This window comes from Pedobacter sp. MC2016-05, assembly GCF_026239735.1.
Lineage (GTDB): Bacteria > Bacteroidota > Bacteroidia > Sphingobacteriales > Sphingobacteriaceae > Pedobacter.
This window is the reverse complement of sequence record NZ_JAPIVT010000008.1, coordinates 153,812-169,656: the sequence shown is the minus strand read 5'-3', so window position 1 is coordinate 169,656 and position 15,845 is coordinate 153,812. Positions and strand designations below refer to the sequence as shown.

Genomic DNA, 15,845 nt, shown 5'->3' with positions numbered 1-15,845 from the left:
TTTTTTTACAGTAAATCCGTCATTGCGAGGTACGAAGCAATCTTAAAGCGAATACTTAAAACAACTAGCGATAGTTGTAAGATTGCTTCGCGAAGCTCGCAATGACGAGAGACCAATTTACTTCACAAAGATTTGTTTCAATTGGTCAACAATTTGCCCGCTGCCGGATAAACTGATGGTGTTGATTTTCTCTGCAATTTTCTCCACGTATTCCATCTCTTTCAATTTGTACAACATGGAATTGTCTTCCATTAATTTTGCGGTATTCAACAAACTCCTGGTCGATGCAGTTTCTTCTCTTCTGGTAATCATGTTGGCTTGCGCTTTTTTCTCCGCAATCAAAACTTGGTTCATGATATCTTTAATCTCACCAGATAAAATGATGTCTTTTACACCACCATTTGCCAGTTTTACGCCCAACTCTTCTGCTTTGTTAATGGTGCTTTCCAAAACAGATGTTCCGATTTTTTCTTTACTTTCCATCAATTCATCAAAAGTTAATAAACCTACAGCTTCTCTCAAAGCCAACTGCATGGTAATATATAATTGCTTTTCGAAATCTTTATTGACCAACAATGCTTTAACAACATCCTCCACTTTGTATTGAACTGTAAAGTTCATTCTCAATTGCGCTTTGTCTTTTGTTAAAATCTCTTGACCGATAATCTCCATGTTCAATTGCCTCATATCAGTTTTCAAAACTTGGATAGTGATGTTATTTTTCCAGTAAACATAGTTTCCTGCTAATAACACTTTTTCAAACTTGCCATCAATAAATAACAAACCTGTTTCGTAAGCTTCAATTTTATAGGCCCAGATATAGTTGATCAAAGCAACTTTTTCAAACAAATTTCTATCGATGTTTTCCTCAATTTCTATTTTGCTGATATCGACTTTAACAAAGCTGTATTCCGACAAACCTTTCCAGATGGCATATCTGCCCGCACTTAAAACGTTTTTAAAATTTCTGTTTTGATAAACCAAGGCCAACTCATTATCAGCTACGCTTACCAAATAAACTAATTTGGCAAAGTCGGCATTTAATAAATACCTATCTAATTCAGCAACAGAGAACTCATAATCTTTGCTCATGTCGTACAAAGTGATGGTCTCGCCAAAGCTCAACCAATAACTACCTGCTGTTAATACTCTTTTTAATTCTCCTTTTTTAAACACCAATGCAACATAATTGGTGTTAATTGTTATTTTTCTCATGTTTTTGATGTTTAAAATTTATAATTATTCAATTGTTTATTCTTTTAAAAAGAATTGCGAAAACATTCATCTGTTTTCTGCGGAAGTAAATTGCTTCTGGTTGTTTTTAAGAATGAAATCTACTTTTAGCTTTGGCGATATTCTGTTGAATATGGCTTTCTACAGCTAGAAGATTTGATTTTTAAATCAGCACCCTTTTCGCGTTTTACTTGCAAAGCAAAAAGCAAATTTGCTATTGAGATTTATAAAATCTTTTGAGCCGAACGCATTTCGCAACACTTTTGGTTTGAGAAGTTTAAAGTATCTCTTCTTTTTAGATGGAACCCTAATCCATTGCATTACCCTTTTGCTATTCCAATCACTTGGAAGCAGGATTCGAACCTGCATATTTGGTGTTGTTACTCTACCCCTGAGCTATTTCGGTTTCCTGAAAGTGGGACTCGAACCCACGACACACAACGTGTTTAGACAATACATCTTCCTCTCTATCAGAATATAAAATGCAACGGCACTCATACTTTGGGGCTATTTAAAACCCGCAACTGTGGATAGATACCTCTGTATATTGCCATCCCGATTTTTACACCGGAATATCTTTATATCTATTTCTATATGTAATCAAAGAACTCTATCGCCGGGCGACAATACAAAGTTGTTACCCAACTGCGCAGCAGATTTGCGCAATAGAAAATATTTTAGAAATAACACTCAAGTGTTTGATAATGAATGATAAAATTTTCGTTGGTTACTTTGTCATTAACCAATTGCGCAGTTGTATTGCGTAGATAGATTGAATAATGCTATATTTAAACAATTAATTTTCAATAGTTTCTGTGAAAGTTCATTAAAGTCTAAATATGGCCATCAATAAATTAGCGCTCATTCGATACAAAACCATTGACGATTGTCTGAAAAATCGTTTCCGAAAATGGACGCTTGAAGATATCATAGAAAAAGTTGCACACACGCTTTACGAATTGGAGGGAATAACTTCTGGTGTAAGTAAGCGAACGATACAAGCCGATATTCAATTAATGCGAAGTGACAAGTTAGGTTATAATGCGCCCATTGTGGTTCAAGATAAACGATTCTACGCCTATTCGGACTCGAGTTACAGCATTACTAAAGCTCCAATCAATAATGCTGACGTTGATAAAATGAAAGAAATTGTTGGCGTGTTAAAAGAATTTAATGCCTTTAACTATTTCGATGAAATGAGCGATATGATTGCCCGCCTGGAAAATAATCTTTATAAAAGCACAAAACAAAGCGGAAATAACATCCAGTTAGAAGGAAATAAGTTGGTAAAAGGATTAGAGTGTATTCCTCCATTGTATCAGGCAGTTTTAAATAAGCGATCGTTGTTAATTGAATATAAATCATTCAAAGCACAACAAGGGCAGCAAGGAATTTACTATCCTTATTTATTGAAGGAATACAGAAATAGGTGGTTTTTAATCTGCAAAGCAAAAAAAAGACCTGGAATTTTGAACTTGGCTTTAGATAGAATAATTGATTTTCAGGAATTACCCCACGAAGAATTTGTAACTCATCAGGGCGTAGATTTCGATCGGTATTATGATGACTTGATCGGAGTGACAAAAAATGACAGAGACCGAGCGCAAAAAGTAGTTTTAGAATTTACAAACGATCATGCACCCTATGTAGTAACTAAGCCTTTACATTCTTCTCAGGTGGTGTTAACAAAAACTGAAAAAACAACAACTTTTAGAATCGATGTGGTTTTAAATTTCGAACTTGAAAGAGAGATTTTAGGCTTTGGAGAATGCGTTAAAGTGCTGTCGCCACGTTTCTTGATTTCAAAAATTAAAAGGCGGTTGCAGCAATCTTATTACCAGTACGAAGATAACGGCGACAAAAAATCATAACATACCAACCTTACTCTTGTTGCATCAAATCGCTTACATGCTGTGTTAACTTTACAAAATCATCCACGGTTAACTGTTCAGCACGTTTCTCGAAATAGATGTGATTGTCCATTTTATCTTTTGGCATTACGGCAGAAACGGCGTTTCGCAAGGTCTTTCTACGTTGATTAAAACCTGCTTTAACCACACGCCAAAAGAGTTTTTCATCACAGTCTAAAGTTTCAACTTCATTTCGCGTTAAACGAATCACTGCAGAGTGCACTTTTGGTGGTGGATTAAAAGTGCCTGGTTTTACGGTAAACAAATATTCGATTTTGTAATAAGCCTGAAGAAAAACACTCAAAATTCCATACTCTTTATTGCCTGCTGGCGCAGCACAACGTTGCGCCACCTCTTTCTGAAACATGCCCACCATTTCTACCACTTTATGCCGGTTATCTAAAATTTTAAATAGAATTTGTGATGAAATATTATAGGGGAAATTCCCGATGATGGCAAATTTATCCGGGAAAATGGCGTCGAAATCTAGTTTTAAAAAGTCTCCATTAATTAAGCGATCGCCCAATTGCGGATATTTTTCATTGAGAAAATGGAAAGATTCAGTGTCAATATCGATTAGATAAGTTTGTAAGTCTCCGCGTTGTAGCAAAAAATCAGACAAAATTCCCATTCCTGGCCCAACTTCCAAAACCTCGTTGTACTTTTCAGTATTCACCAAGCTTTCTACGATACGGTTGGCAATGCCCTTATCGGTTAAAAAATGCTGACCTAAATGTTTTTTCGCTTTTACTAAACTCATACCATTAATCCCGGAGATTCGAGACTTTTAAAAATTAAAATTGTTAACAAAGATAGTCTTAATATTTCTTTGAGAATAGCTTCGTGTTCTTTGCGGTTTCATTTTTTTTAAAGTCTTTAAACGAAAATCAGTAATTTGCGCTAAAATATTCCAGTAATTATGAGCAATAAACTTAAGATTGGTATCAGTATAGGCGACGTGAATGGCATAGGTTTGGAGGTAATCATCAAAACGTTATCAAATCCGGCTATTTTAAATTATTGTATACCAATTGTTTATGGTCATACCAAGGTCTCCTCTTTCCATAGAAAGGCAAATAATCTGGGCGATTTCAGTTTTAACGTTATTAATCATGCTAATCAAGCGCAGCTCAAAAAAGCAAATATGATTAATTGCTGGGAAGAAGATGTAAAAATCGAGCTTGGGCAGGTAACTGAAACGGGTGGAAAATATGCGCTTTTATCGCTCGAAAGAGCAACGGCTGATTTAGTTGCGGGCGACATCGATGCTTTGGTTACGGCTCCGATCAACAAACACAACATTCAATCAGAAACCTTTTCGTTTCCTGGTCATACCGAATATTTGCAGGAAAAAAGCGGAAGTAAAGATGTGCTGATGTTTTTGATAAGCGAGAATTTACGTGTTGGGGTAGTTACCGGCCACATTCCTGTTAAGGATGTTCCGACAGCTATTACTAAAGAGAAAATTATCAGTAAATTAAAACTGATTAATGATAGCTTGAAAAAAGATTTCTGGATCGAAAAACCAAAAATCGCTGTTTTGGGGTTAAATCCTCATGCCAGTGATAATGGTTTATTGGGTGCTGAAGAGGCCGAAATTATTACACCAGCCATTCAAGAGGCTTACGATAAAGGCTTAATGGTTTTTGGTCCTTACCCCGCCGATGGATTTTTTGGAAATGGAAGCTACAAACAATTCGATGCAGTGTTGGCTATGTACCACGATCAGGGTTTAATTCCCTTTAAAACTTTGGCTTTCCACAATGGTGTAAATTTTACGGCAGGTTTAAATTTCGTTCGCACATCGCCAGATCATGGAACGGGTTATGATATCGCCGGTAAAGATTTGGCCGATTCTACTTCATTTACCGAGGCATTATTTTCAGCCATACACATCGTTAAAAACCGCAGAGAGCAAGAAGAAATGTTAAGTACTCAATTACGCGGCGGTGGAAAGGTTGTGGAAACACAGTTCGATATTAAGGACGATGCTTCGTAAGGCTTAAATCTTAATTTTTTTTAAAGCAGGTTCTGTGTCTTATCGTTGCGAAAGTCCTGTTATTCGTTCCAATTCCCGATGAAGAATCGGGAGGTTTTCACTGCTATCAGGTTTATTTTGGTTAAAATTGTGTATCAAATAAAATTGAAATGAGCAAAATTTCCCCAATTATCAAGCCCGAAGATTTAACCGGGTTAAATCAAGAGAATGAAATCGTAATTGTAGATGCCAGTGCGGGCTCGAAAGTTCGTTATGATGAGCAACACCTAGCAGGTGCAATTTTTGTCGATGTAAACGATGATTTAGCCAATATCGGCGACTTTGCAGTAGGTGGTCGCCATCCATTGCCGGGCTTGGAGCAATTTGCCAATACGTTGCAAAAACTTGGCATTACAAAACACAGTCATGTGATCATTTACGATGATAAAAACGGTGGTAATGCTGCTGCCAGACTCTGGTGGATGCTGAGATCTGTTGGTCACGAAAAAGTTCAGGTAATTGATGGAGGTTTTCAAGCGGCGGTAAAAGTAAATTTCCCGACAACAAATAAAGTTGAGATTCCAAGAGCTGTTGGTCAATACGAAGTTGGTTCATGGAATTTGCCTCTGTCTGATATAGGTGAAGTGGAAAGAGTTTCTAAGGCAGATGATCATGTGGTAATCGATGTAAGGGATGTAAATCGTTTTGCAGGCTTAACAGAGCCTATAGATACGATAGCTGGCCATATTCCAGGTGCAATAAACATTCCTTTTACAGAAAATTTAGATTCGGACGGCAGATTTTTAAATCCAGAGGTTTTAAGAAAAAATTATACCCGGGCTTTAGAAAAAGTTGAGCCTGAAAATGTTATTGTTCATTGCGGCTCGGGTATTACTGCTTGCCATACGCTTTTAGCAATGGATTATGCCGGTTTGCCTATTGCTAAATTGTATGTGGGCTCATGGAGTGAATGGAGTAGAAACAATAAGGAAATGGTATTAGCCAAACATTGATCTTTGATTCTTCTAAAGGAAATTATAAATAAGCCCTGCCCGCGGCAGGTAGGCGATTAGCTTACAAATCCTTTTTGATGTTTTTAAAGTTACCAACTCTGATACGCAGGGTGCATGTTAGAGTTAGTAACTTTCCAATAAAAAGATTAAATAAAAGGCGAAACTTTCGTAACTGCTTATCAACGAAACTGATTTTGAAAAATTATGATTTAGGCTAACATTCTAAAATCTCACTTCGAGAACAACAACAATTTTTAAAAAACATTTTTTATCTAACTATTTTATCCCTACATTTGCAGGCTAAAATTTTACAGTACTTTGAAGCCATTAAAACAATTTTCTATACCGTTTACCGGATTAAAATTGGGAGTTCATCACTTTGATTATGAGCTTGATGACCGCTTTTTTAATGCGTTTGAATATTCATTGATTAAAAGCGGAGATTTAAAAGTAGAACTGGAACTTGAGAAACAAGAGACCATGTTGCTTTTAAAATTTAAAGTTATTGGAACAGTAAATTTAGACTGCGATAAATGTTTATCGGAGTTTGCCTACCCGGTAAACCTATACGAAAGACAGATTGTAAAATTTGCTGAGGATGAGTTGGAAAGCGATGATGAGGAAATTATTACGCTAAACCGCAAAGATACCGAGATTGATATATCGGCGCCTTTGTACGAAATGATTAACGTAGCTGTACCTTATATCAAAAACTGCGAGCAGGCAGATAAAGAGTGTGACCAGGAAATGATTGACCGGTTAGAGCAGCTCTCTATTGATAAGCAAGCAGAAGAAAACGAACAAACAAGCGACCCACGTTGGGAAGCCCTTAATAAGTTAAAAAAATAATTAGATTATACACCAATGGCACATCCAAAACGGAAAATCTCGAAACAGAGAAAAAATAAAAGAAGAACACACTATAAAGCAGTGACTCCTTCTTTAGCAACTTGCGCAGCAACAGGTGCTATCCACGTACCTCACCGTGCATACAACGTTGATGGTAACTTATACTATAACGGTAAATTGGTTATCGAAAATACTCAAATCGGGTAATTTTCTTAAAAAATTGTTTGTGTTTTCAGCGGCTTTAGTCATACCTTAGTCGACTGATAATTTTAGGATTTTACCTAATCTAACACAAACAGATTTTTTCTATGAAAATAGGCCTCGACATAATGGGCGGAGACTATGCTCCCAAAGCGATCGTTTTGGGAGCAATAGCAGCTCATCAATCGCTAAACGCTGGAGAACATTTAGTTCTTATCGGCGATACCGAACAGATTAAACCCATTCTTGCAGAAGAGGGCTTTAGTCCGGATCATTTTGAATACGTTCATACTGATGAAGTTATTGGTATGGGCGAGCATCCTACCAAAGCTATTGTTCAGAAACCAAATTCGAGCATTGCGGTTGGCTTTAACCTTTTAAAAGAAGGTAAAATCGATTCTTTTGCAAGTGCTGGTAACTCTGGTGCTATGCTGGTTGGCGCTGTTTTCAGCGTTAAAACTATTCCTGGCATTATTCGCCCTTGCCTTTGCTCTATTCTTCCAAAACTTAAAGGTGGTACCGGTCTGTTATTAGATGTAGGTGCAAATGCTGATTGCAAACCAGATATTTTACTTCAGTTTGGCGTTTTGGGAAGCTTATATGCCGAAAATTTATTGCAGATAGAAAACCCTCGGGTAGCTTTAATGAATATTGGTGAAGAAGATGAAAAAGGAAACATGTTAAGCATGGCTACTTTTCCATTGATGAAGGATACCAGTCTTTTTAATTTTGTTGGGAATGTTGAGGGTAGAGATTTATTCAATGATAAATCGGATGTAATCGTTTGCGATGGTTTTACTGGAAATGTAATGCTAAAATTAGCAGAATCATTTTATGTAATTACCATTAAAAAGGGCTTGAAAGATGAGTTTTTCGATCGTTTCAACTACGAGCAATACGGTGGAAGTCCGGTTTTAGGCGTTAACGCTCCCGTTGTTATCGGACATGGAATTTCTAGTCCGCTGGCTGTTAAAAATATGGTTCTTCAATCCAGAGAAATGATTACCACTGGGTTGGTAGAAAAGATTAGAATGGCATTTAAATAATTTATTAAAATTTTTAAAATGAGTAAAATTCATGCTGCTATTACTGCAGTAAATGGTTACGTCCCTGACTATGTGTTAACGAATGCAGAGTTAGAAACCATTGTTGATACGTCTGATGAATGGATTACCAGCAGAACGGGCATTAAAGAGCGTAGGATTTTAAAGGGCGAAGGTTTAGGTACCTCTGATATGGCTGTGCATGCTGTAAACGGGTTACTTAAAAAGAGAGGTATTGATGCAAAAGAAATTGAGCTGATTATCTTTTGCACCACTACTCCGGATTTTACATTCCCTGCAACGGCAAATGTTTTAGCCGATAAAGTTGGCGCAACAAATGCCTGGGGTTACGATTTACAAGCCGCTTGCTCGGGGTTTATTTTCGGTTTAGCCACCGGGGCATCTTTCATTGAATCAGGAAGACATAAAAAAGTTTTAGTTGTTGGTGGCGATAAAATGTCATCTATTATCAATTATGAAGACCGTACAACCTGTATCATCTTTGGTGATGGTTGTGGTTGTGCTTTATTAGAGCCAAATGAAGAGGGTTTAGGCATTCAAGATTCGATTTTGAGAACTGATGGTTCAGGAAGAGATTTCTTAGGAATGAAAGCCGGAGGTTCTGTTAAGCCAGCAACTCACGAAAGCATTGATGCCAGAGAGCATTTCGCACATCAGGAAGGTCCTACGGTATTTAAATTTGCGGTAACTAACATGGCAGATGTCGCAGCAGAAATTATGGAACGCAACGGCTTAACTGCTGATGATGTTGCATGGTTGGTGCCTCACCAGGCTAACAAACGCATTATCGATGCTACTGCTAACCGTATGGGGGTAACTACTGATAAAGTAATGATCAACATTGAGCGTTATGGCAATACGACAAACGGAACTATTCCATTGTGCTTATGGGAATGGGAAAGTAGACTGAAAAAAGGAGATAACATTGTGTTAGCTGCTTTTGGAGGAGGCTTTACCTGGGGTTCTGTTTACCTTAAATGGGCATACGATACAAATTAAAGAATGGAAAATTGTAAATAGAAATAGATGGATGTCCTCTTGGGTCAGCGCTATTCCCTATTTCCCATATAATTACAAACAAAAAAAGTATAACTTAGTTAATTCATTTATACACTATTTTTTACATAACAAGGCTTAAAAAATGGATATCAAACAAATACAGGAACTGATTAAATTTGTTTCTCGTTCTGGAGTAAACGAAGTTGCTATTGAGCAGGAAAACTTCAAGATCACGATTAAAACAAACCAGGCACCAACAGTTGTGCATGCTACCGTGCCGCAAGCACCACTTGTGCAGGCTGCTGCGCCAGTTGCTACAGCTCCTACAGCTCCGGTTGCGGCTACACCTGCGGTACCAGCTGCAGAAGATACATCAAAATATATTACTATCAAATCTCCAATGATTGGTACATTCTACCGTTCTTCTAGTCCGGATAAACCGATGTTTGTAAACGTTGGCGATGAAATCAGCACCGGTAAAGTAGTTTGTATTATTGAAGCAATGAAACTATTTAACGAAATTGAAAGTGAAGTTTCAGGTCGTATCGTTAAAATTTTGGTTGATAATGCATCGCCAGTTGAATACGATCAGCCGTTGTTTTTAGTAGAACCTATCTAATTAGATCATTAACTGATTAGCCAATTAGCTAATTTACAATATATGTTTAAAAAAATACTGATTGCCAACAGGGGAGAAATCGCTTTGCGTATCATCCGCACCTGTAAGGAAATGGGCATCAAAACAGTTGCTGTTTACTCTACCGCCGATCGCGAAAGTTTACATGTACGTTTTGCTGATGAGGCTGTTTGTATTGGTCCTCCTCCAAGTAAAGATTCTTATTTAAATATCCCAAATATTATTTCAGCAGCAGAATTAACTAATGCTGATGCCATACACCCAGGTTATGGTTTCTTATCAGAAAACGCTAAGTTTTCTAACATTTGCCGCGAATACGGTATCAAATTTATTGGTGCAACTCCCGAGCAAATTAATGGTATGGGCGATAAAGCCTCTGCTAAAGAAACCATGAAAATTGCTGGTGTACCTACTATTCCAGGTTCAGAAGGTCTGCTTACCAGCGTAAAAGAAGGTATTACAATTGCCAATGAAATGGGTTACCCTGTAATCCTTAAAGCAACTGCCGGTGGTGGGGGCCGTGGAATGCGTGTAGTTTGGAAAGATGAAGATTTTGAAAATGCCTGGGATAGCGCCCGTCAGGAATCTGGTGCTGCTTTCGGTAACGATGGTCTATATTTAGAGAAATACATCGAAGATCCACGTCACATTGAAATTCAAATTATTGGAGATCAGTTTGGTAAAGCTTGCCATTTATCCGAGCGTGATTGTTCTATTCAACGTCGTCACCAAAAGTTGGTAGAAGAATCTCCTTCACCATTTATGACTGAAGAACTTCGTGTGAGAATGGGTGAGGCTGCTATTAAAGGTGCTCAAGCAGTAAACTATGAAGGCGCTGGTACAATCGAATTTTTGGTTGATAAACACCGCAATTTCTATTTTATGGAAATGAATACGCGTATTCAGGTAGAACATCCAGTTACTGAAGAAGTAATCAATTTCGATTTAATTAAGGAGCAAATCAAAGTAGCTGCCGGAATTCCGATTTCGGGTAAGAATTATTTCCCTGATATGCATGCGATTGAATGTCGTATCAATGCTGAAGATCCGGCGAATAATTTCCGCCCTTCGCCAGGAAAAATCACGAATTTCCACTCTCCGGGTGGTCATGGAGTTCGTGTAGATACACATGTATATGCAGGTTATTCAATTCCATCGAACTACGATTCGATGATTGCAAAGCTAATTTGCGTGGCACAAACCCGCGAAGAGGCCATTTGTACTATGGAACGTGCTTTAGGAGAATTTGTGATCGAAGGTGTTAAAACCACTATTCCTTTCCATTTACAGTTGATGAAAGACCCTAACTTTAGAGCAGGTAACTTCACTACAAAATTTATGGAAACGTTTGAATTTATAGATTCTGAATAACTGAAAATTCAAATATTTAAGAAGCCAGGTTTTTTTCAAATCTGGCTTTTTTTTTGTGGCAATTTGGTTGAGTGTTAAACATCAATCTCAAGTGATATCAAAGATAAATCCTTAACCTTGTAGCGTTTAAGTAATTACGCTCGTTTCTAAATTAAAAACCCTCAAACCATGAAAAAAAATCTACTTAACGTATTTCTGCTTCTTTTTGTTGGAGTATTGTTTACACAATGCAAAAAAGATGAATATGAAGTCATCAAAATCACAAAAATGATTTCTGTTGAGGCAATGAGAGCCTTGCCAGTAGGAGTTAGCAAAGCTATCGAAGCCAAAAAAACTGGAAAAATCTACATTTACAACGATTACCTTTTAATTAATGAGCCTTATGAGGGCATTCATATTTACAATAATGCAAATCCCAGTTCACCGGTAAATATTGCTTTTTTAAAAATTCCTGGAAACGTCGATCTTGCTGTTCGTAACGATATTCTCTACGCAGATAGTTTCATCGATTTGCTTGCCTTCGATATTTCGAATATGAGCAGTATTAAGCAAGTTAAACGACTAAACGACGTTTTTAAGCAGGTTTATTCTACTGGGGTTCAAAAATATCTATACTACACCAAAGATACAGTGGTTAAAAAACAAAGGTACACAGGTGTTGTAAATGACATTTCTGCATACTCCAGTTCATCTTCTCAAAGCGGCTCATCTGGTCAGGGCGGTTCCATGGCAAGGTTTACATTGATGAATGATTACCTGTATACTGTAGGCATGTATGAGCTGGGCTTATTTGATGTAAAAGATGCTTCGAGTCCATCTTATGTCAAATCAATCAACCTGGGTTGGGGAGTTGAAACCATTTTTCCTTATGATAACAAATTATTCATCGGTACCAATACAGGTATGCATATTTTTAATGCTGTTGATGCTGCAAATCCGGTAAAACTATCTACTTACAGTCATGTTTTTGCCTGCGACCCGGTTGTGGTGCAAGGGAAGTATGCCTATGTTACTTTAAGAACAGGAACGTTTTGCAGGCAAACCGTTAATCAGCTGGAAGTGGTAGATATCGAAGACCCAACAAAACCTAAGCAGGTAGCGCTTTACCAGATGCAGAACCCACACGGCTTAAGTATTAGCGGGAATAATTTGTTTTTGTGCGAAGGTAATTTCGGCATCAAAAGCTTCAATATTTCTGATAACAAGGCTATTGGAAGTAACATGTTACAGCATCTGCAGACGGTAAAGAGTTTCGATGTAATTGCAGGTCCGAAATCGCTAATTGTTACCGGAGAAGACGGCGTTTACCAATTTAATTATAGCAATGCTTCTAATTTGAAACAGATGAGTTTAATTAAAGTGAAATAATAAAGTAGGAAACATGTAAAATCAATTTTTATATGCATTTCTCATAATTATCTAAACTATTTCTATATTTAACACGTAGATACCATTCTATTCAATTAGAATGGTATTTTTGTTTTCAACATGAGCGACACTAAAAAAACTTCCCTTACAAAAGCTATAGGACAAAAGAGTACAACCTTAGAGGCAGAAATGTCTTTCTTCGATCACCTTGACGTTCTCCGTAAACACTTAATCAGAGCTGTAATTGCCATTGCCGGTTTTACTGGTATCGCTTTCTATTTCAACGAATTTATCCTGGATAAGATTATTTTTGGACCAAAGAAACCCGATTTCTGGACGTATCGCATGATGTGCAAGTTGGTAGAGAAATTTCCTTCACTTGGAGCAGATATGTGTATCACCAAAATTAATGGTGAAATTATCAATACCGAAATGGCAGGGCAGTTTAATCTTCAGTTAAACGTTTGTGTGATGTGCGGTATCGTGGTAGGATTTCCTTATTTGCTATGGGAAATCTGGCGATTTATTAAACCTGCTTTGCATGAAAATGAGCGTAAATCTGCCAGCGGCTTTGTTTTTTTTGCATCAGTGCTTTTTGTTATTGGTATTCTATTTGGATATTTCATTGTTTGCCCGCTTTCGGTTAACTTTTTGACAGGATATACGGTAAGTGAAGAGATAAAAAATACATTTACGGTTGATTCATACTTATCATCCGTAGCTACTTTAACGTTGGGTACCGGAATTATCTTCGAGCTTCCTGTAATTATTTTTATTCTATCGAAGCTTGGATTGATGACGCCAAAGTTAATGAGGTCGAGCAGAAGATATGCAGCGGTAATCATTTTAATTATAGCAGCCATCGTTACGCCTACACCAGATATTATGACGATGTTGATTGTAGCGACACCACTATTTTTGCTTTATGAATTAAGTATTTTCGTTTCTGCTTTCATCGAAAGGAAAAAGAAAAAAGATGAGGCAGCATTCTACGCTAACTAACAAAAACATTACGAATAGATTTTATAATTCTATATAAATTTGGACATGTCTGAAACTAGAATAAAAATAGCGATTGGTGGAGATCACGCTGGTTTTGAATATAAAGAATTGTTAAAAGATTTTCTTGCCAATTATGATGTAAAGGATTTTGGCACCTATTCGTTAGATTCTGTCGATTATCCTGATTTTGCCCATCCGGTAGCAGCTGCTGTCGAAAGTGGCGAGTTCCTTTATGGCATTTTATTGTGTGGATCGGCAAATGGGGTAGCCATAGCCGCCAACAAACATGCAGGTATTAGAGCAGGTTTATGCTGGGAGAATGAAGTAGCATCGCTAGTAAGAAAACATAATAATGCTAATGTATTGTGTATTCCGGCAAGATTTGTTTCAGAAGAATTGGCAAAAGAAATTACATCAACTTTTTTAGATACCGAATTTGAAGGCGGTCGCCATCAAACCCGTGTTGATAAAATTTCATGTTAACCCTATCAAACTAAACTAACTATTACCCATAATGAATAAAAAATTTTTAACCCTAGGCTTGGCCTCGATATTAAGTGTTGGCTGCTTCGCACAAGTTAAACCTTTAGCGCCAAATAAGGATGCAATTAGGTTTAGCAAAGTGATCAATCCTGAAAATGCATTTAAACACCTTTCTGTTTTGGCTTCTGATGAATATGAAGGTCGTGAAACAGGTAAAAAAGGTGCGTGGATGGCTGCAGATTATATTCGCGACTATTTTAAATCCATTGGATTAAAAGGACCGGTTGGTGGTGGCTATTTCCAGAAAATTGACCTGGCAACTTACGCGATTAGTGAAAGTATGCTCACTATAAACGGTCAACCGAAACAGGCATACAAAGATTACTTAATCACCAGTAATGCTGTAGGTTTAAACGGCTTTACTTTTAGTGCTGATGATGTTGTTTTTGCGGGCTATGGCATTTCTAAAGACGGTTTCAATGAATACGACGGTATCAGTGTAGAAGGAAAAGTAGTTGTCATTTTTGCAGTTGGCGATCCGACAATGAAAGCAACTGATAAAGCAGACAGACGTGCTGCAATGATGGCAAGGCAGAAGAAATTGGGTTATCTGGCTCAAAATAAAGCCAAAGCAGTTATATTAATCGACCCGTCTGTTGACAATATTTCTGCAGAACGTAAAGCATCTTTAGAAGCTGGCCAGGTGGTAATGAGAACCGAAGAAGTGGTGGAGCGCATGAAAAAGCAAAATCCATTTACCGTCATCAGCGTTTCTACCGCTACCGGAGACGAAATTTTAAAGGCTGCAAATACCTCTATCGATGCTTTTCAAGCAAAAGTGGCCGAAACAAATAAACCTGCCTCGCAAACCATTAGTTTAGCCATTTCTGCAAGTGCAATGAAAAAAGGCACTGATGTTCGCGGAGAAAATGTGTTAGGTTTCCTTGAGGGAACGGATCCAAAGTTGAAGAAAGAAGTTTTGGTATTAACAGGCCACTACGATCACATTGGCATTACGCCAGAAGTTGAAGGACCAGACAAAATCAATAACGGTGCAGATGACGATGGTTCTGGTACCACCGGTGTTCTTTTAATGGCCAAAGCGTTCACAGATGCCAAAAAAGCCGGAAAAGGATCTAAACGTAGCATTCTTTTCATGACTGTTGTTGGTGAGGAGAAAGGTTTGTGGGGTTCTGATTGGTATTCTCAGCATCCTGTATTCCCGGTAGAAAATACCATCGCTAACTTAAACACGGATATGATTGGTCGTACCGGCGAGAAATATTTAGGTACACCAGATTCAGCGAACTATATTTATTCTGTAGGTTCAAATATGTTGAGCAGTGATTTGGGAACCCTAAGCGAGCAGGTAAATGCCACTTATACCAAAATGAAATTGGATTATAAATATGATGATCCTAATGATACAGACCGGATCTATTACCGTTCTGATCACTATAACTTTGCGAAGTTGGGGATTCCGATTATTTTCTATTATGATGGAATGTTGGAACAGGATTATCACCGACCTGGTGATGAAGTAAGCAAAATTAACTTTCCGCTATTGACTAAGAGAGCTAAACTTACCTATTTCACCGCTTGGGAATTGGCGAACCGCCCAAAGCGTCCTGCTATCGATAGAGACGGAAAAGGAAATCCAAAAAAATAGAAAATTGAACTTTTTAGCCCCGATTTACGAATCGGGGCTTTTTTATGCACAATACTTTTGGTGGCAAT

Annotated in this window: 15 protein-coding genes; 13 read left to right on the top strand and 2 right to left on the bottom strand. The window is 37.6% G+C overall.

Annotated elements, in window-relative coordinates; translation table 11 throughout:
- Positions 1–117 precede the first annotated feature (117 nt).
- Complete coding sequence (locus tag OQZ33_RS13000; protein ID WP_265799446.1) at positions 118–1,215, bottom strand: slipin family protein; 1,098 nt, start codon at positions 1,213–1,215, stop codon at positions 118–120.
- Positions 1,216–2,072: 857 nt separating this feature from the next.
- On the opposite strand from OQZ33_RS13000, the gene OQZ33_RS12995 reads away from it, so the two are divergent.
- On the top strand, positions 2,073–3,104 hold the full coding sequence (locus OQZ33_RS12995; protein ID WP_265799445.1) for a helix-turn-helix transcriptional regulator: 1,032 nt from the start codon (positions 2,073–2,075) through the stop codon (positions 3,102–3,104).
- A gap of 10 nt (positions 3,105–3,114) precedes the next feature.
- Here OQZ33_RS12995 and rsmA read toward each other — a convergent pair whose 3' ends face one another.
- Positions 3,115–3,903 carry a 16S rRNA (adenine(1518)-N(6)/adenine(1519)-N(6))-dimethyltransferase RsmA gene (gene rsmA / locus OQZ33_RS12990; protein ID WP_265799444.1) on the bottom strand — a complete coding sequence of 263 codons (789 nt, stop codon included), beginning with the start codon at positions 3,901–3,903 and terminating at the stop codon, positions 3,115–3,117.
- 159 nt (positions 3,904–4,062) lie between these two features.
- Here rsmA and pdxA point away from each other — a divergent pair, with 159 nt between their 5' ends.
- From pdxA to OQZ33_RS12930, 12 genes are all read left to right on the top strand, one after another.
- Entirely contained in the window at positions 4,063–5,142 is a 1,080-nt protein-coding gene (pdxA, locus tag OQZ33_RS12985; RefSeq protein WP_265799443.1) for a 4-hydroxythreonine-4-phosphate dehydrogenase PdxA, read from the top strand.
- Positions 5,143–5,291: 149 nt separating this feature from the next.
- Entirely contained in the window at positions 5,292–6,134 is an 843-nt protein-coding gene (locus OQZ33_RS12980; RefSeq protein WP_265799442.1) for a sulfurtransferase, read from the top strand.
- A gap of 318 nt (positions 6,135–6,452) precedes the next feature.
- Positions 6,453–6,983 (top strand): YceD family protein, encoded by a 531-nt coding sequence (locus tag OQZ33_RS12975; RefSeq protein ID WP_056851063.1) that lies wholly within the window; start codon positions 6,453–6,455, stop codon positions 6,981–6,983.
- 15 nt (positions 6,984–6,998) lie between these two features.
- On the top strand, positions 6,999–7,190 hold the full coding sequence (gene rpmF / locus OQZ33_RS24325; RefSeq protein ID WP_010600130.1) for a 50S ribosomal protein L32: 192 nt from the start codon (positions 6,999–7,001) through the stop codon (positions 7,188–7,190).
- Between the two features lie 101 nt (positions 7,191–7,291).
- Positions 7,292–8,230 (top strand): phosphate acyltransferase PlsX, encoded by a 939-nt coding sequence (gene plsX / locus OQZ33_RS12965; RefSeq protein ID WP_265799441.1) that lies wholly within the window; start codon positions 7,292–7,294, stop codon positions 8,228–8,230.
- A gap of 18 nt (positions 8,231–8,248) precedes the next feature.
- Positions 8,249–9,247, top strand: coding sequence for a beta-ketoacyl-ACP synthase III (locus OQZ33_RS12960; RefSeq protein ID WP_265799440.1), 999 nt, complete (start codon positions 8,249–8,251; stop codon positions 9,245–9,247).
- A 142-nt stretch (positions 9,248–9,389) separates the two neighbouring features.
- On the top strand, positions 9,390–9,866 hold the full coding sequence (gene accB, locus OQZ33_RS12955; protein WP_265799439.1) for an acetyl-CoA carboxylase biotin carboxyl carrier protein: 477 nt from the start codon (positions 9,390–9,392) through the stop codon (positions 9,864–9,866).
- Positions 9,867–9,908: 42 nt separating this feature from the next.
- Entirely contained in the window at positions 9,909–11,255 is a 1,347-nt protein-coding gene (gene accC, locus OQZ33_RS12950; protein WP_265799438.1) for an acetyl-CoA carboxylase biotin carboxylase subunit, read from the top strand.
- Positions 11,256–11,423: 168 nt separating this feature from the next.
- Positions 11,424–12,623 carry an LVIVD repeat-containing protein gene (locus OQZ33_RS12945; RefSeq protein ID WP_265799437.1) on the top strand — a complete coding sequence of 400 codons (1,200 nt, stop codon included), beginning with the start codon at positions 11,424–11,426 and terminating at the stop codon, positions 12,621–12,623.
- Positions 12,624–12,743: 120 nt separating this feature from the next.
- Positions 12,744–13,625, top strand: coding sequence for a twin-arginine translocase subunit TatC (tatC, locus tag OQZ33_RS12940; RefSeq protein ID WP_265799436.1), 882 nt, complete (start codon positions 12,744–12,746; stop codon positions 13,623–13,625).
- Positions 13,626–13,670: 45 nt separating this feature from the next.
- Complete coding sequence (rpiB, locus tag OQZ33_RS12935; protein ID WP_265799435.1) at positions 13,671–14,108, top strand: ribose 5-phosphate isomerase B; 438 nt, start codon at positions 13,671–13,673, stop codon at positions 14,106–14,108.
- 31 nt (positions 14,109–14,139) lie between these two features.
- Complete coding sequence (locus tag OQZ33_RS12930) at positions 14,140–15,777, top strand: M28 family peptidase (RefSeq protein ID WP_265799434.1); 1,638 nt, start codon at positions 14,140–14,142, stop codon at positions 15,775–15,777.
- The last annotated feature ends 68 nt before the right edge of the window (positions 15,778–15,845 follow it).